Raw genomic sequence first — 15,168 nt, 5'->3', positions numbered from 1 at the left:
CGAACAGGATCCACCATGTCCGTCGACACCTCGAAAACAACAGTCACACCGGAACAACCTGCGCCACTAGCACTTCCGTGGTGGACCAGGGGAGATACCAACGCCTTCTTCGGGCTGGCGTTCAACATCCTGGTCAACGTCCTCACCCTGACCACACTCACCATCGCGGTGGTGAAGATTCCCAGCACCGATGTGCTCGGCACGGTGCTGCCCGCCCTCGGCGTCGCGCTCGTGCTGGGCAACTTGTACTACATGGTGCTGGCGAGGCGCCTGGCCCGCCGCGAAGGACGCGCCGATGTCACCGCACTGCCCTACGGGCCGAGCGTTCCGCACATGTTCATCGTCGTGTTCGTGGTGATGCTGCCGATCTACCTGGCCACCGGAGATCCCTTGCAGGCGTGGGCAGCCGGGCTGGCCTGGGCGTTCATGATCGGCGTGATCGTGATGATCGGCGCCTTCGTCGGCCCCTACATCCGCAAGGTCACCCCGCGTGCAGCGATGCTCGGCACCCTGGCCGGCATCTCGATCACCTTCATCGCCATGCGCCCCGCCGCGCAGATGTGGGAGGTGGCCTGGATCGGACTGCCGGTGCTGGCCATCATCCTGATCGGTTTCTTCACCGACATCAAGCTGCCGGGCAACATCCCAGTCGGGCTGGTCGCGCTGCTGGTCGGCACGGCGATCGGCTGGATCGGTGGGTACATGTCGGCACCCGATGTCGCCCAGGCCGCGCACGACATCGCGCTCGGGCTGCCCGACCTGCGCCTCGACCTGCTCTTCGACGGACTCGGCAACCTCGCTCCGCTGCTGGCCACCGCCATCCCGCTGGGCATCTACAACTTCACCGAAGCCATGAGCAACGTGGAAAGCGCCGCCGCCGCGGGCGACAACTACAACCTGCGCAGCGTGCTGCTGGCCGACGGTTTCGGTGCGGTGATCGGCGCGGGCTTCGGCTCGCCCTTCCCACCCGCCGTCTACATCGGTCACCCGGGTTGGAAGGACGCGGGCGGGCGCACGGGTTATTCCCTCGCCAGTGGCCTGACCATCGGCATCATGTGCCTGCTGGGGCTTTTCGGCATCCTCGCCACGCTGCTGCCCATCCCGGCGATCGTTCCGATCCTGCTCTACATCGGCCTGCTGATCGGCGCGCAAGCATTCCAGGCGGTGCCGCGGATCCACGCGGTGGCGGTCGTGGCCGCGCTGCTGCCCAACCTGGCGGAGTGGGCCGTCACCCAGATCGACAACGCGCTGTCCGCAGCGGGAACATCGGCGGCGAAGGTCGGCTCGGACGCGCTCGGTCAAGCGGGCGTGGTCTATGACGGGCTGAAAGTGTTCGGGTCCGGTGCGGTACTGGCCGGTCTCGTGCTCGGTGCGATCGTCACGTTCATCCTCGACAAACGTTTCCGTGCGGCGGGAGTGGCGGCGATCATCGGCGCCGGATTGAGCTGGATCGGACTGATTCACGCGCACGCGGTCGAATGGGCCGCCGCGCCCGGTGTGGCACTCGGTTACTTGTTCTTCGCGCTCGTCTGCCTGGCGTACTCGCTGCTGCCGGCGACAACACCCGCTACCGAGGAGACGACCGGGTAAGCCGGTCGGCGCGACTCCCCAGAGTTCAGGAGTTCTTCGGCAGTGTCGCGAGGAAATCGCGGAAGTCGATGGCCAGGTGGCCCGTCAGGTGCGGGACCGCGTCGGTGACCTGCGCGAGGTCGCCCTGGGCGATCGCGGTGTAGGTGCTGACCCAGCCGTCGACTTCCCATTTCGGCGCGTTGTACTTCGCGCGGGAGGCGTAAGCCTCGTCGACGGTCTGCTCGACGTAGCGGAACGGTCGGGCGAGGACTTCGGTCATCTCGGCGGTGGCGGTGGTCAGGCTGAAAGCTCGCGGGCCGGTGAGGTCGAAGGTCGTGCCGTCGTGCGCGTCCGAACCGAGCACCGCCGCAGCGCAATCCGCCACATCGGCACGGGTGACCGCGGCGACTTCGCCGTCACCGGCCGGACCTTCGATCACCCCGTCGGCGTCGGCGAAATGCGGGATGATGTCCTGGTACTGGTTGTCGCGCAGGAAGGTGAACGCGAGGCCGGAGGCGCGGATGGCCTGTTCGGTGTACCAGTGGTCACGGCCGAACGTGAACGTGGCATCGGGCGCGGCCCCCACGAACGACAGATACACGATCCGTTGCACGCCCACGTCTTTCGCGGCGTTCACCACCGCCGTCTGCTGAGCCGCGCGGTCGGCGCTCTCGGTGGCCGAGACGAAGAAGAAGGTCTGCACGCCGTCGAGCGCGGCCGCCACGGTGGTCGGATCGCCGAAGTCGATGGTGGCCGTGGTGGCGCCGTCGATCGGCGCGATGTGCTCGACGTGGCGTCCCAGCAGTCGCAGGCGGGCGCCCGAGGGGGCGAGCAGACGGGCAACGCGGCCGCCGATTTGTCCGCTGGCCCCTGAAATCGCAATCGTCTCCGGCATCGGTCCAGGCTATGGGCCCCTCGCGGCGCGGTGGGCCGACACGCCCATCGGGTGGGTCGATGTGCGCGTCGATGCGCGAATCGCGCCGAGAGATGGTGGAATCGGCGCGTGCGCGTATCGAGTGCAATAGCCGCCTGTGTCACCGTCGCGGCACTGATTCTGCCCGCGGGCCCGGCCGCGGGCGCGGCCGGGGACACGGCCTGTGGGTCCACCCTGTCCCAGACCGACATCGACGAGATCGCGCGGTTGTCGGACACGTCGGCGATCTCCGGCGCCGACAGCCTGGGCCGGCTCGAGGACGCGGTGGCCCGCCATCACCGGATCACCGAGATCCTCGTCGAGCATCGCGACCTACGCGGACTGTTCGCGATCGGGCTCGACGGCGTCGAATACGCCGCGGTGATGCCGATGCAGCGCAACCCGGCCGCGTTCGCGAACCGCGAGTACGCGCACGCCATCAGCTCGGAACTGCTGCGCCGATTTCTCGACAATCTGCATGCCGAATTCACCGGTGGCATCGCGGAACCACAATGGGCACACTATTTCGCACTCGCCCGCGACTGTGGGGCGTCGCGCGCCCGCACCGCCATGGCCGGCTACAACGCACACCTCACCGTCGACCTGACCTACTCGGTGGCAGCCGTGGGCAGCAGGCCGGAGAACGCGCCGGACTACTTCAAGATCGTGGCCGGCATCGCCTCGGTCGGCGACGTGATCATCGACCGCACCAAGGCGGCCTACGGCGCCGACCTCGGCCCGCTGTGGCGGTTCTATTTCGTCGGTGAGGGATTGGACCAGCTGTTCGGCGCCGGCGTCGCCACCGAGCAGATGCTCATCGCCGCCGACCTCGGCGCGAACACGGTGATCTTCACCAACGGCCTCGCCCTGCAAGACCCCGCTCTCGCACCGGCCATCCGCACCGAGGTCACGGCCCTGTGGCAGGCCGCCGATCTGGCTTTCGAAGCACTGGCCCGAATCAACGCACTCTGAGCACGTCTGCGAAGCCGGATTCGAGACGGCCCCGGCCTCGCGGTGGGTGACCGCGAGGCCGGGGCCGGGTTCGTTCTGATCAGCCCGCGGTCTTCTCCGAGCTGCGGATCTCGACGATCGGCAGGACCAGGGCGGCGGGTGCGCCCGCGGGCACGACCGGCTGGTTCGGGCGGACCGGCGCGATCTTGGTGTAGCCGGCGTTCTGGTCGGGGCGGGTGTCGAGTTCGCCCTTGTTCGGCCAGTAGGCGGCTGCGCGCTCGGCCTGGGCGGTGATGGTGAGCGACGGGTTCACGCCGAGGTTGGCCGACACCGCGGCGCCGTCGACGACGCTGAGCGTCGGGTAGCCGTACACGCGGTGGTAGGCGTCGATCACGCCGTGCTCACGGTCGGCGCCGATCGCCGCGCCGCCGAGGAAGTGCGCGGTCATCGGCACATTGAACACATCACCCCAGGTACCACCGGCGACGCCGCCGATCTTTTCCGCGACCCGGCGGGTCACATCGTTGCCCGCCGGGATCCAGGTCGGGTTCGGTTGTCCGTGGCCCTGTTTGGAGGTCAGCTTGCGGCCGCCGAACAGGCCGCGCTTGGTGTAGGTGGTGATCGAGTTGTCCAGGTGCTGCATGACGAGGGAGATGATCGTGCGCTCGCTCCAGTTCTTCACACTCATGAAGCGCAGGAAGATCAGGGGATTGGACAGCACGAGGCCCAGGAACCGCAGCCACCGCGGCACCCGCCCGCCGCCGTCGACCATGAGGGTTTGCAGCATGCCCATCGAGTTCGAGCCCTTGCCGTAGCGCACCGGCTCGACGTGGGTGTCGGGGGTGGGGTGGATCGACGAGGTGATCGCGACGCCCTTGGTGAAGTCCTGGTCGGGCCCGAGCGTCTTGGTCGCGGCACCGACGATCGACTCGGAGTTCGTACGGGTGAGCAGGCCGAGCTTGTCCGACAGGTTCGGCAGCGCACCTTCGTCGCGCATCGCGTGCAGCAACTTCTGCGTGCCGAGCGTGCCCGCCGCGAGCACGACATGCTTGGCGGTCAAGGTCTTGGGCGCCTTGCGCACCCAGGCGCCGGTGCGCTCGGTGGCCACATCCCAGGTGCCGTCGGGCAGCGGCCGCAGCGATGACACCGTGGTCATCGGAATGACCTGTGCACCGGCCTGTTCCGCGAGGTAGAGGTAGTTCTTCACCAAGGTGTTCTTGGCGCCGAACTTACAGCCGACCATGCAGTCGCCGCACTCCACGCAGCCGGTGCGCTCGGGGCCGACACCACCGAAGTAGGGGTCGGCCTCGGTCTTGCCGGGCGTACCGAAGAACACCCCGACGGGTGTCTGCACGAACGTCTCGCCCACACCCATGTCCTCGGCGACGGCCTTGAAGATCTCGTCGGCGGGAGTCATGTGGGGATTTGTCACCACACCGAGCATCTTCTTCGCTTGCTCGTAATAAGGGGTGAGCTCGCTGCGCCAGTCGGTGATCTCGCGCCACTGCGGGTCCTGGAAGAACGGCTCCGGCGGCACGTACAGGGTGTTGGCGTAGTTCAGCGAGCCACCGCCGACGCCGGCGCCGCCCAGGATCAGGACGTCGCGCAGCGGGTGGATGCGCTGGATGCCGTAGCAGCCGAGCTTGGGCGCCCACACGAATTTGCGCAGGTCCCAGCTGGTCTTGGGCAGTTCGTCATCGGCGAAGCGGCGACCGGCTTCGATGACGCCGACCTTGTAGCCCTTCTCCACCAGCCGCAGTGCGGTGACACTGCCACCGAAGCCGGAACCGACGATCAGAACGTCGAAATCGGTGGTGCGCTCGGGCATGGGGGAGCTCCTCGATCGGTGTCGACAGTGACGCGGGTAACGCTAATGGCGACAGCCAGAGCTGTCAACGTAGGCTCCGTGCCCACCTATGCTGGTCGGGTGGCCCGATACACCCGAGCGGAACTCGCCGACGTCAGCGGCGTGGCGTCGCGCACCATCCGCTATTACCACTCGCTCGGCGTGCTGCCGAAACCCGGCCGAGCGGGCAAGGAAGTCGTCTACACCGACGAGCACTTGGACCGGCTGCGCGACATCGTCGCCATGCAGGCACGCGGGCTGCGGCTGGACGCCATCCGCGAGGTGTTCGACACCGAGCCGCAGGCGGGCGACTGGCGCACGCTGTTCGATCCACGGGCGGGACAGTCCATCGAACGCTCGTCCTACCTCGACGATGCCGAACTCGCCGCGATGCTGGGGGAGCGTGGCACCGATGTCCTCACCGAACTCGCCGCGGCGGGATATCTGGAACGACGCGGCCACCGGTGGTTCGTCGCGGACCGCACGATGCTCAAGGCCGCACTCGTGCTCTACGACGTGGGTTTCGACGTCACGCTCAGCGGGGTCTTGCGGACGCTGATCCAGTCGCGCATCGCCGATCTCGCCGACGAGGTGGTCGGTACGGTGCGCGACGCGGCGGGCACCGGTTACGGCGGTGAAGGGGTGGCCGTGGATCTGAGCCGCTTCCGCGACCGATTGCTGGCGACGGCCTGGGCGGTCGGCGGCGCGACCCTGGCCGCCGAGATCGAACGCGCCGCCGCCGAGGACGACACGGCCGGACGCCGGGATCCGGCCCGTGCCGCGAGTGGGCGATGATCGGACGATGAGCTCCGATCAGCTGGGTCCGCGCGCACTGGCCCGCGCGCAGACGATCGCCGACATCAAACGCATCGGCCGCGAGCATTTGGCCACGCAGGGTGCGGCGGCGTTGTCGTTGCGCGCGGTTGCCCGCGATCTGGGCGTGGTGTCGTCGGCGGTGTACCGGTATGTCCGCAGCCGCGACGAACTGCTGACCATGCTGGTGGTCGACGGCTACAACGCGCTGGGCGACGCGGTCGACGCGGCCCTGCTCGACGCACCCGACGACCCCGCGACCCGCTTCCGGGTCGCCGCGCGAGCGGTGCGGGAGTGGGCGTTGGCCGAACCCGCCTGGTACGGCCTGCTCTTCGGCACCCCAGTCCCGGGCTATGCCGCACCGGCCGCCGACACGGAAGCGCCGGGCGTGCGCGTGATCGCGATTCTGCTGGGCATCGTCGACAGCGCCTTCCGGCGGGGCCAGCTCGACGGCCCCGTGCTCGACCCCGCGATCTCCCCGCGTACGGCCGCCGATTTCGCGGCGATCCGCGAGCAGTTCGGCCTCGCCGCCCCCGATCGGGTGATCGCGTCCGCCCTCACCGCGTGGACCACGCTCTTCGGTGCCGTGAACTTCGACGTGTTCGACATGTACGGGCGCGATACCTTCGCTGACCGGGCGGAGATCTTCGACCTGAACATCGACCAGCTCTTGCAACTGCTGGGCTTCGTCGTGCCGCGCCCGGATCAAGTGGACCGGTCGGTACGGTAGCGAATTGAAGAGTTCCCGCGGTATGTGGGGAGAGGGAATGTGTGAACGGCGACATCGACGTCGCCAACGAAGGAGAGTGCCCGAGTGAATTCTCGCGAGGAGATCTTGCGCCGAGTCCGTGACGGGCTGCTCGACCTGCCCGAGGACGAGCGTCGGGTACCCATGCGTCGATCCGCGGGCAGGCACGCGATCGTGGATCCGACCGAACGGGCCGAGGTGCTCGAACGGTTCGTCGACCGATTGCGCGAGCACGGTTCGCTGGTGCGCACCGTCGATGTCGCGGGCCTGCCCGCCGCGGTCGCCGACGTCCTCTACGGCATGAGCGTGCAGACAGTGCTCGCCGCGGTCGAGCCGGGCCCGGCGTGGCTGGATCACTGGGCCGGCGCACCGGGCCATCAGGTCGTGCACAGCGGTTCGGATTCGGTCGAGTCCGGCGACGCGGTGGTTCGCGATGCGGTAGCGGGCGACGCGTCGACCGGTTCGCTGGCACTCGATGTCGATGGTGGACCCGCCGTCTCCGAGTCCGTACCCCAGGTCTGCGTCGTACGCGCCGATCGTGTCTTCGTGTCTCTGCCCGAAGCGCTGGACCATCTCGATCAACGTCGCCCACTGATCTGGCTCGGTGGTCCCGGTGATGTCGAACTGGCTCGTCAGTTGGTGGTGCTGCTCGTCGAATAGGCGGGGAGAAAACGTTATCGCGTCAGGGTTGTGTGGGACTGACGGTCTCAGTTATTCTCGGGGTAACGGTGTGACGGCGATAACAGTGCCGTGCGCGCCGGACGCGAACCGAGGAGGCACCGATGACGCTGACCGAATCGAGCCGTGGCGGACCCATCACCGAGGAGTACCGAGAGGCGCTGGCAACCCTGTCACAGGGGTCTGTCGACCGTCATTTCGATCCCTACCTCGATATCGACTGGGATTCGCCCGAGCTCGCCCTTGACCCGAACGACGTGCGGTGGGTCCTCTCGCCGGAGATCGACCCGCTCGGCGCTACGCAGTGGTACCGCGATCAACCGCTGGACCGGCGCATCGCGATCGGCAAATGGCGCACAGCCAATTCGATCAAGGTCGGCGCCGCCTTCGAGAGCATCCTGATCCGCGGAATGATGCAATACATCATGAAGCTGCCGAACGGGTCGCCCGAGTTCCGGTACTGCTTGCACGAGATGACCGAAGAGTGCAACCACATCCAGATGTTCCAGGAGCTGGTCAACCGCATCGACGTCGACGTGCCCGGCATGCGGCCGCTGTTTCGCGCGTTGTCGCCGCTGATCGGTGTGGCTGGCGGCTACGCCCACACGATCCTGTTCATCGGCATCCTCGGCGGCGAGGAACCGATCGATCACTATCAGAAGGCCGTGATCCGCGCGGGCGCGACGATGCCGCCGATGGTGTTGCGCACCATGGAGATCCATATCGCCGAGGAAGCGCGTCACATCTCCTTCGCCGGTGACTTCCTCACCGCGCACATCGGGCGGATGGGCAAGTTCAATCGTGGCGTCTGCTCGGTGGCCTTCCCGATCGCGATGCGCTGGCTGGCCAACGAGATCATGGCGCCGCCGCGGTCGTTCGAGCGCGAGTTCGACATTCCACGCGAGGTCATCGAGCAGGCGTTCTGGAAGTCGGAGCATTCCCAGCAGATCCTGTCGGGCTACTTCGGCGATATGCGCAAACTGGCCAATGACCTCGGTCTGATGAACCCGACCGCGAAGTGGCTGTGGCGCAAGTTCGGTATCGACGGGCCGGCATCGCGCTACCGCAGCGAGCCGGAGCGAAGCGCGCGCCGCGTCGCGTGAGCGGATCCCGGCGGTGACTCAGTTGCCGGCGACCAGCTGGGTGATGATCTCGGTGAGCTGCTGATCGGGATCGAGGTTCAGGCCGTGGCGGCGGGCGACGCCGTCGACCACGTGCCAGGCGTAGGAGGCGACTTCCTCGATGAGCTGATCCCTGGTGAGGGCGGGCACGGGGTCGTTGGCCCAGCGGGTGACGGTGGCCTCGGTCATCGACACGATGGCGAAGGTCATCGTGTCGGCCGAGGCCTCGTCGGTCACGCCGACCACCCCGGCCAGACCGGTGACCAGAGCCCGGGTCGATCCCGCGATGGTGGCGATCAGGGCGCTCATCGCGTCGATATCGGGATCGGCCTCCGACGGCCCGGTCCGCAGGAACTCGTGTAATCGGGGATGGTCCTGGATCCAGGTGACTACGCCGCCGATCGTGCGCACCAGGATTTCGTGGATGGAGCCCTCGGCGATGTCGAGCGCGTCCTCGATGTCGGCCACGAAACGGTCGGCGATCTCGCTCCTGATCCGGCGATCCAGCTCGTCGCGGCCGGCGAACTGCCGGTAGACCACCGATTTCGCGAGCCCCGCGTGCTCGGCGATCTGGATGATCGGCACCTCGACACCGGCGGGCGCCTGTTCGATCAGCTCGACCGCGGCCAGCACGATCCGCTCCCGGCGGCTGTCGTTGTGCGGCTGCCATCGGGCTTGCCTGCCGCTCACGGCGCTGGAGGGGCGTGACGCTGTGCTCGACACCCGCCCGAGTGTAGAGCAAACGTTGACGCTTCAAACCCCTACCGGGGGGACCGACACCGGATCGGTGCAACTGGCGAGCCCGTCGACGAGCGAGCACGGAGCGACGGGGCGCGTCGGCCGGTAGTCGGGGCCGACGCCACCCGCCGTGGTGATCGCCCGGTAGGCCGCGACCGCGTCGGTCGGTGTGCGGGTCAGCGTCGGGTCGGTGAGCACGTCGACGGTGTAGAGGCCGAAACGGGGTGTGTAGGAGCCCCATTCGTAGTTGTCGGTCAGGCTCCAGTAGTTGTAGCCCATCAGCGGGATGCCGTCGGCGACGGCGCGCTGCAGCCAGTAGACGGTGTCGCGGAGCGAATCCGCGCGGGTGTAGCCGTCGGCGCGTGGCCGGCCGTTCTCGGTGGGGATGCCGTTCTCGACGATGTAGAGCGGGCGGCCGGGAAACTTCCGGGCATAGTGGTCGAGCGCGTAGTAGATGCCTTCGGGTTGCAGCGGAATCGTCCAGAGGCGGTCGGGATCGGGGACTTGCAGCTGCGTGGGGGAGAGGCCGTAGTAATAGTCGATGCCGATGTAGTCCAGGCGCGCGGAGATCCGGTCGAGCAGGGGCCCGCTGACCGCGTCGTCGACGCCGGGGATGTAGGCGACGTTGCTGGTCACCTGTGCGCCGGGGTGTACGGCGTGGATGTAGTCGTAGATGCTGTTGTGGGCCTGGGTGATTCGTTCACCCATCGTCAGGACGTCGGCCGCGCCGATGCCGCCGTGGCGCAGATCGTTGACCAGATAGAACGTGGGCTCGTTGAAGGTCACCCACAGCGGATCGGCGCCGGCGTACCGGTCGACGACGCGGCGGGCGCTGGACAGCCAGTTCGTCACGATCTCGGGATCGCGCCAGCCGCCGCGGTCGGCCACCCAGCCCGGATACACCCAGTGGTCGAGGGTCAGCATCGGCCGCATTCCGGCCTCGGTGATCGCCGCGATGACGTCGTCGTAGAACGCGAGCGCCGCGTCGTCCCAGATTCCGGGTTGCGGTTGAACCCGGGCCCACTCGATACCGATGCGGTACACCCGCACACCGAGTTTCGCGGCAAGGTCGATGTCGGAGCGGTATCGAGCGCGAAAGTCCACCGAGTTCAGGTAGGGGTCGACCGTGCTCCCCGATTCGACATAGCGGCGCCAATTGCTGTCCGGCGCATCACCTTCGGCCTGAAAACCGGAAGCTGCCACGCCCCACAGGAATTCGGGTCCGAGGGGCGCCAAGTGGGCAGGTGCGGGTGGTCGAGCGAGAGCGGGGGAGGGGCCGGTCGCGAGCAGGGCCGAAGCGGCCACAGCGAATGTAGCGAGAATGCGTCGACCACTGGGGGAGGGCATGGCACTCCTGGCGGCTAGGGGAGGGGAGTGAGATCCAGTGTGCGACATCGAGGGGACTGTGCGGGGGAATTGAGGCGGAGCGGCGGGGCTGGAACTTGTCACAAGTACAACATGTAATTACGTAGATATGCGCATCTAAACATGTAATGCTCTTGATTCCCGAACACTTACTCAACCCACGACATGTCCGTACGAAACGACGAACTCACCAGCAAGGACGGGGGAGGGCCTCCGCTAAGTCGCCAGATCGACGGCTACGGCACGACCGGTGTCGAACCAGTACTCGTGCAGCCGCCGGATCTTCGCCCGTGAGGGCATACCGCGCAGGTGAAGCGCGCATTCGCCGAAGTCGACCAGCACCACGGTGTCGCACAGCAGAGCGCGCGCGGTGGCGAGTTCGGCCGGGTCGGTGATCTCCCTGGCAATCCCGCTGTAGGTGCCGCCGGGCAGCTTCACGGTGACATGCGGATCGGCGCGGACATTGAGCAGCCAGGCATTGACCGCGCCGGGCTGCTGAACTGTCACGTGCGGCGGCATCAACTGGACCAGGTACGCGCGATCACCGTCGCGGAAGATCCGGACGCATTTCGGGCGCGGATGACCGGTCTTGCGCCCCGTGGTGGTCAGAATTCCGTACCCACGGGGTGTGCGGAGGCGGAAGAACGGCAGCATGCCCGCGCTGAGCAGCTTGCCGTCGCGAGGGCCGCGCACGAGCCGGCCGTGTTTGCTGATTTCGGCCTCCGCCGCGGTGCGCCGAGCGTCGTTTCGGGCCTCGTCCATGCCCCTATGGTCCGCTTGCGGCGATCGATCGTCCAGCACGCCGAGTGAGTTGGCTCTCAGCACACCGTCGTGAGTGGGCGAACCAGGTTCGCTCGAGCCAGGATTCGGGGATGGTTTGGAATCCCTTGCCGGGCTTTGCGCGCGTGTTCGCGTCGCAGCCCTGGGTGATGCGTGGCGCCGGCGTCGTTCTGCCGACCGAGCGGCTGTTGCGCAGGCTCAGCGGCGGTCGGTGGGGTGTGCTCGATCTGGCCGGGCTCCCGTCGATCGAGATCACGGTGGTCGGGCGCAAGTCGGGACAGCCGCGCACCACCTCGCTGCTGTGTGTGCCCGACGGCGACGGCTTCTATCTGGTGGGCTCGAACTGGGGTAAGCCGGAGCATCCGGCCTGGTCGGCGAACCTGCGTGCGGCCCGCACGGCATCGGCGCGCTTCGACGGCAGCTCCGCGTTCCCGGTGTCGGTCACCGAGATCACCGGTGTCGAGCGTAAGCGGGTGTGGGACCAGGCCGTGGAATTCTGGCCGGGCTACGAGATGGAGTTCCAGCGCTCGGGAGGTCGCGAGTTCCGCATCTTCCGGCTCGACCGGATCGCCTGATCAGCGGGCCTTGTCGGTAGATCGCGAAGTTCTCTTCCTCGGGAATCGGTGAGTAGCGTTTGCGGCGATTCAGAGGCCGAGTTTGGTGACAGCGTTGTCTTCGAGCGGATTCGCGGTGCGGATGTAGCCGTGGACGGTGCGGGGGTTGGCCCAGCGGCCCTGGCGCATGATCTCGCGGTCGCTGGCGCCGCCGAGGGCGGCCTGGGTGGCGAAGCCGGCGCGCAGGGAGTGCCCGGAGAACAGGTCGGGGTCGAGGCCCGCGCGGGCCGCGTAGCGCTTGACGAGTTCGGCGACGGCCCGGCCGGACAGCGCGGTGGCACCGATCGAGCCGTGCCGGTTGATGGTGGGGAACAGCGGGCGGTCCGTGTCGGTGCTGAGCCGGGTTCCGGTGAAGCCGTGGCAGCGGTGGATCGCGGTGTCGGCGGCGAGGTTGTTCGCCGTCCAGGATCGTGCGCCCTCGTCGCCGGCGTCGGCGTGGACTTCCAGCAGGCGGACCCAGTCGGCGAACGCGCAGATCGGGCAGGTGCGTGGGTGTTTGCCGCGAGGCAGGGCGATGCGCTGTTCGGCGATGCCGGTCGGGTCGGTCTTGGTTGTCGGCAGGTGCACGACGAGCAGCGGTTCGCCGGTGGTGTGGTCGGTGCGTACGTGCACGTCGCTGATGCGCAGGCCCGCCAGTTCGCTGCGGCGCAGCGCGCCGGCGAACCCGACCAGTAACGCCAGACCGTCTCGGCGGCGCGCGGGTTCGGTGGGCCAGGCGGGTGCGGGGAGTTCGGCGAGAAGCTGGTCGAGGGTGTGCAGCAACACCGGTCGTTTCCGGGTCGGCGGGGTGCGGCGGGTGCGGCGGATGCCGCGCAGGGTGAGTCGCACGACGTCGGAGCGGGTCGGTGAGGGGAGTCCGTTGGCGGCGTGGACTGCGGCGATGGCGGCGGACTTGCGATCCAGGGTGGCCGGGCTGAACGCCCACGTGCCGTTCTCTCGTCGGGCGTCGGCGGAGGCGGCCAGGTACACGGCTACGTCGAGTGGGTCGGCGGGCAGGGCCTGTCGGTGTTCGGCCGCGCACCAGCCCGCCCAGGCGATCCAGTCGGTCCGGTAGGCGCGCAGGGTGTTCGCCGATTGGGACGCTTCGAGGTAGCGGCGCAGTGCGCCTGCCTGGGTGTCGTCGAAGCGTTCGCGAACCAGGCGTAGAGCTGCGGTGTCGACGAGGACGCTGCGCACTCCGCGGCGCAGCTCGGTGCGGACTTGCTCGGGAAGTACGACCGATGCGTCGCTCAAGCTCGCCACTCCTCCGCGTGAATCGCCTCTGCCGCCGATGGTTGCCGGCGTCGCAGCTTATGTCATCGGCGTGCGGTCACGGCATCTCTTCGAGTTCGGCGAGCTGGGTGTGGATGAAGGCCGCGAGGCGGTGGCGGGCAGCGCCGGTGAGGAAGCTGGTGTCGCCCAGGCGCGGGAAGTGGTCGTCGACTGCTCCGGTCGGCGCCGCGGCCGTGTCAGGAGCTTCGCTGACTAGTTCGAGACGGGCCGGATGCTGTTGGGGCAGAGGAACATTCGGTTCGTACGGCTCTGAGGTTACTGCTCCGGTACGCACCATGGTCGAATCCTAACGTTTTGATTACGGCGGCCGCCAACATGACGTGGCATGTAGTGATTACCGCCACGTTTTGTTCCATATAGTTCATGACACCCGGCCCGGGCCTGCTCGAGCCGACATCATGGACCGATGCAGGTGGTCATCGCCGACACGGAAATCCGGTTCGCCGACTACCCTTTCGCGGGCGCGTCGGTGTATCCCGACGGTGTGATCGCGGCATCCGCGATCAGCGAAGCCGATCCGGGCGCGACACCTCCACACGTGCGTACCGCTGCCGGTGAGACGCTGTTCGTGCGCGCCGAGCACCGCCTCGCGCTCGACGATTTCTGCCGACGCAACGCGATTGCGGTGCATCGACGTCTCGATATCTGGGCTGATCTGCTCGAGCCGTTCCTCGACACCTGGTTCGATGCCGAGGACCAGCAGGCGACCGAAGCACGGTTGCACGGGGTGGGACTGGGGTCGAAGGAGATCGCCGAGATCCGCGGGCGTGTCGAACAGGCCATGATGTCCTACAACTTCGACAGCATGCTGTGGGAGTGGGTCTATCTGGGCCTGTACGACCTGTTGTCCGCGGCGAACGGCGTTCTCGTGCGACCTGAATCGCAGGCGACGCTGGGAGATCCGGTAGAGCTGTACCACTGGGCGATGGGCATCGCCGGGCGAGCCCAATCCGCCTGAACGGCAAGATCTTCCGGATCACGAGGCGCGTGCTTGCTGATCCGGGCGCGCGGTTGCCGCGACATATCCAGCCACCGGACTCAACCGCAACACCGAGGGCATGCGGCGGGTCAGCGCGGGCGGGCCGGTGAAGGTGATCCGCCCGGTGCGCTGCGCGTGGGTGAGCGGCATGCGCCCCAACCACACCTCGTAGAGTCCGGCGACATCCGCGCTGATCGTGACGTCGACGGGATAGCCGGGATCGGTCTCACACACCGAGGGCACCGCGCCTTCGACCACGATCCAGAAGCGACGAACGTCGTCGGTGAACCGGACGTGCAGCACCTGCCGTCGCCCCGGCAGCATGGAGGTGTCGACGCGGGTGTGCATCCACCACACGAGCAAGGCGGCGTCGAGTTCTTCCTCCTGTGGCGCGCCGAAGGTCCAGCGTGCGCCCCATTCGCCGAGGCCGAACAGGATGGGCTCGAGCTGGCTGCCTGCTTCGGTGAGCAGGTGTTCGGTGCCGAGTTTCTCGATGAGTCCGGCGCGTTCGAACTGGCGCAGCCGTTTGGCGAGCAGGCTGCGCGACAGACCCGGTAGCCCGCGGGCGAGGTCGTTGAAGCGGGTGGTGCCGAGGAACAGGTCGCGCAGGATGAGCAACGACCACCGTTCGCCGAGCACGTCGAGAGCGCGCGAGATCGGGCAGTACTGGCCATAGCCTGCGGTCGTGATGGTCATGGGCACCTCAGCGGTCGGCAATTGCTCCTCCGTCACATCGACGGGGTCCAGTTTCTGGACCGGGAGAGTCCACTTTCTGGACTAT

General features: G+C 67.6%; 16 protein-coding genes. 8 read left to right on the top strand and 8 right to left on the bottom strand.

What is annotated here, in order from left to right; genetic code table 11:
• Positions 1 to 15 precede the first annotated feature (15 nt).
• Positions 16 to 1,590, top strand: coding sequence for a regulator (locus tag ACFTS5_RS09845; protein ID WP_378629390.1), 1,575 nt, complete (start codon positions 16 to 18; stop codon positions 1,588 to 1,590).
• 25 nt (positions 1,591 to 1,615) lie between these two features.
• Here the strand turns inward: ACFTS5_RS09845 and ACFTS5_RS09840 are convergent, their stop codons facing one another.
• Positions 1,616 to 2,464 carry an SDR family oxidoreductase gene (locus ACFTS5_RS09840; RefSeq protein WP_378629388.1) on the bottom strand — a complete coding sequence of 283 codons (849 nt, stop codon included), beginning with the start codon at positions 2,462 to 2,464 and terminating at the stop codon, positions 1,616 to 1,618.
• Between the two features lie 108 nt (positions 2,465 to 2,572).
• On the opposite strand from ACFTS5_RS09840, the gene ACFTS5_RS09835 reads away from it, so the two are divergent.
• Complete coding sequence (locus tag ACFTS5_RS09835; protein WP_378629385.1) at positions 2,573 to 3,454, top strand: DUF5995 family protein; 882 nt, start codon at positions 2,573 to 2,575, stop codon at positions 3,452 to 3,454.
• A 79-nt stretch (positions 3,455 to 3,533) separates the two neighbouring features.
• On the opposite strand, the gene ACFTS5_RS09830 is transcribed toward ACFTS5_RS09835, so the two are convergent.
• A complete protein-coding gene (locus tag ACFTS5_RS09830; RefSeq protein ID WP_378629383.1) occupies positions 3,534 to 5,261 on the bottom strand; it encodes a GMC oxidoreductase in 1,728 nt (575 codons plus the stop codon).
• A gap of 78 nt (positions 5,262 to 5,339) precedes the next feature.
• Between ACFTS5_RS09830 and ACFTS5_RS09825 the strand changes: the two genes are divergently transcribed.
• The 4 genes from ACFTS5_RS09825 to ACFTS5_RS09810 all read left to right on the top strand — a co-directional run bounded on the left by ACFTS5_RS09825 (position 5,340) and on the right by ACFTS5_RS09810 (position 8,621).
• On the top strand, positions 5,340 to 6,074 hold the full coding sequence (locus ACFTS5_RS09825; protein WP_378629381.1) for a MerR family transcriptional regulator: 735 nt from the start codon (positions 5,340 to 5,342) through the stop codon (positions 6,072 to 6,074).
• Positions 6,075 to 6,081: 7 nt separating this feature from the next.
• Complete coding sequence (locus tag ACFTS5_RS09820; RefSeq protein WP_378629379.1) at positions 6,082 to 6,822, top strand: TetR/AcrR family transcriptional regulator; 741 nt, start codon at positions 6,082 to 6,084, stop codon at positions 6,820 to 6,822.
• A gap of 84 nt (positions 6,823 to 6,906) precedes the next feature.
• On the top strand, positions 6,907 to 7,500 hold the full coding sequence (locus tag ACFTS5_RS09815; protein WP_378629376.1) for a hypothetical protein: 594 nt from the start codon (positions 6,907 to 6,909) through the stop codon (positions 7,498 to 7,500).
• A 122-nt stretch (positions 7,501 to 7,622) separates the two neighbouring features.
• Positions 7,623 to 8,621 carry a diiron oxygenase gene (locus tag ACFTS5_RS09810; protein WP_378629374.1) on the top strand — a complete coding sequence of 333 codons (999 nt, stop codon included), beginning with the start codon at positions 7,623 to 7,625 and terminating at the stop codon, positions 8,619 to 8,621.
• Positions 8,622 to 8,639: 18 nt separating this feature from the next.
• Here ACFTS5_RS09810 and ACFTS5_RS09805 read toward each other — a convergent pair whose 3' ends face one another.
• The 3 genes from ACFTS5_RS09805 to ACFTS5_RS09795 form a co-directional block, all read right to left on the bottom strand.
• Positions 8,640 to 9,362, bottom strand: a complete 723-nt coding sequence (locus tag ACFTS5_RS09805; protein ID WP_378629371.1) for a TetR/AcrR family transcriptional regulator — start codon at positions 9,360 to 9,362, stop codon at positions 8,640 to 8,642.
• A gap of 30 nt (positions 9,363 to 9,392) precedes the next feature.
• Positions 9,393 to 10,724 (bottom strand): family 1 glycosylhydrolase, encoded by a 1,332-nt coding sequence (locus ACFTS5_RS09800; protein WP_378629369.1) that lies wholly within the window; start codon positions 10,722 to 10,724, stop codon positions 9,393 to 9,395.
• Between the two features lie 234 nt (positions 10,725 to 10,958).
• Complete coding sequence (locus tag ACFTS5_RS09795; RefSeq protein WP_378629366.1) at positions 10,959 to 11,504, bottom strand: nitroreductase/quinone reductase family protein; 546 nt, start codon at positions 11,502 to 11,504, stop codon at positions 10,959 to 10,961.
• 110 nt (positions 11,505 to 11,614) lie between these two features.
• Between ACFTS5_RS09795 and ACFTS5_RS09790 the strand changes: the two genes are divergently transcribed.
• Entirely contained in the window at positions 11,615 to 12,097 is a 483-nt protein-coding gene (locus tag ACFTS5_RS09790; RefSeq protein WP_378629363.1) for a nitroreductase family deazaflavin-dependent oxidoreductase, read from the top strand.
• A 69-nt stretch (positions 12,098 to 12,166) separates the two neighbouring features.
• On the opposite strand, the gene ACFTS5_RS09785 is transcribed toward ACFTS5_RS09790, so the two are convergent.
• Positions 12,167 to 13,369 carry a site-specific integrase gene (locus ACFTS5_RS09785; protein ID WP_378629360.1) on the bottom strand — a complete coding sequence of 401 codons (1,203 nt, stop codon included), beginning with the start codon at positions 13,367 to 13,369 and terminating at the stop codon, positions 12,167 to 12,169.
• A 76-nt stretch (positions 13,370 to 13,445) separates the two neighbouring features.
• The gene (locus ACFTS5_RS09780) at positions 13,446 to 13,685 is read right to left on the bottom strand and encodes a hypothetical protein (protein WP_378629358.1); all 240 of its coding nucleotides are present in this window, start codon (positions 13,683 to 13,685) and stop codon (positions 13,446 to 13,448) included.
• A gap of 129 nt (positions 13,686 to 13,814) precedes the next feature.
• Here ACFTS5_RS09780 and ACFTS5_RS09775 point away from each other — a divergent pair, with 129 nt between their 5' ends.
• Positions 13,815 to 14,366, top strand: a complete 552-nt coding sequence (locus ACFTS5_RS09775) for a hypothetical protein (protein ID WP_378629355.1) — start codon at positions 13,815 to 13,817, stop codon at positions 14,364 to 14,366.
• A gap of 18 nt (positions 14,367 to 14,384) precedes the next feature.
• Here the strand turns inward: ACFTS5_RS09775 and ACFTS5_RS09770 are convergent, their stop codons facing one another.
• Entirely contained in the window at positions 14,385 to 15,083 is a 699-nt protein-coding gene (locus ACFTS5_RS09770; RefSeq protein WP_378629354.1) for a winged helix-turn-helix transcriptional regulator, read from the bottom strand.
• Positions 15,084 to 15,168: the final 85 nt, after the last annotated feature.

The organism is Nocardia sp. NPDC056952 (assembly GCF_042674185.1).
Lineage (GTDB): Bacteria > Actinomycetota > Actinomycetes > Mycobacteriales > Mycobacteriaceae > Nocardia.
Note: the sequence above shows the minus strand (reverse complement) of the source record. Positions and strands in the feature narration are given on the sequence as shown.

Coding starts and splice junctions, on each gene's coding strand:
- ACFTS5_RS09845 (WP_378629390.1), top strand. CDS start 16: ATGTCCGTCGACACCTCGAAAACAACAGTCACACCGGAACAACCTGCG.
- ACFTS5_RS09840 (WP_378629388.1), bottom strand. CDS start 2,464: ATGCCGGAGACGATTGCGATTTCAGGGGCCAGCGGACAAATCGGCGGC.
- ACFTS5_RS09830 (WP_378629383.1), bottom strand. CDS start 5,261: ATGCCCGAGCGCACCACCGATTTCGACGTTCTGATCGTCGGTTCCGGC.
- ACFTS5_RS09820 (WP_378629379.1), top strand. CDS start 6,082: ATGAGCTCCGATCAGCTGGGTCCGCGCGCACTGGCCCGCGCGCAGACG.
- ACFTS5_RS09810 (WP_378629374.1), top strand. CDS start 7,623: ATGACGCTGACCGAATCGAGCCGTGGCGGACCCATCACCGAGGAGTAC.
- ACFTS5_RS09800 (WP_378629369.1), bottom strand. CDS start 10,724: ATGCCCTCCCCCAGTGGTCGACGCATTCTCGCTACATTCGCTGTGGCC.
- ACFTS5_RS09795 (WP_378629366.1), bottom strand. CDS start 11,504: ATGGACGAGGCCCGAAACGACGCTCGGCGCACCGCGGCGGAGGCCGAA.
- ACFTS5_RS09790 (WP_378629363.1), top strand. CDS start 11,615: ATGGTTTGGAATCCCTTGCCGGGCTTTGCGCGCGTGTTCGCGTCGCAG.
- ACFTS5_RS09780 (WP_378629358.1), bottom strand. CDS start 13,685: ATGGTGCGTACCGGAGCAGTAACCTCAGAGCCGTACGAACCGAATGTT.
- ACFTS5_RS09775 (WP_378629355.1), top strand. CDS start 13,815: ATGCAGGTGGTCATCGCCGACACGGAAATCCGGTTCGCCGACTACCCT.
- ACFTS5_RS09770 (WP_378629354.1), bottom strand. CDS start 15,083: ATGACCATCACGACCGCAGGCTATGGCCAGTACTGCCCGATCTCGCGC.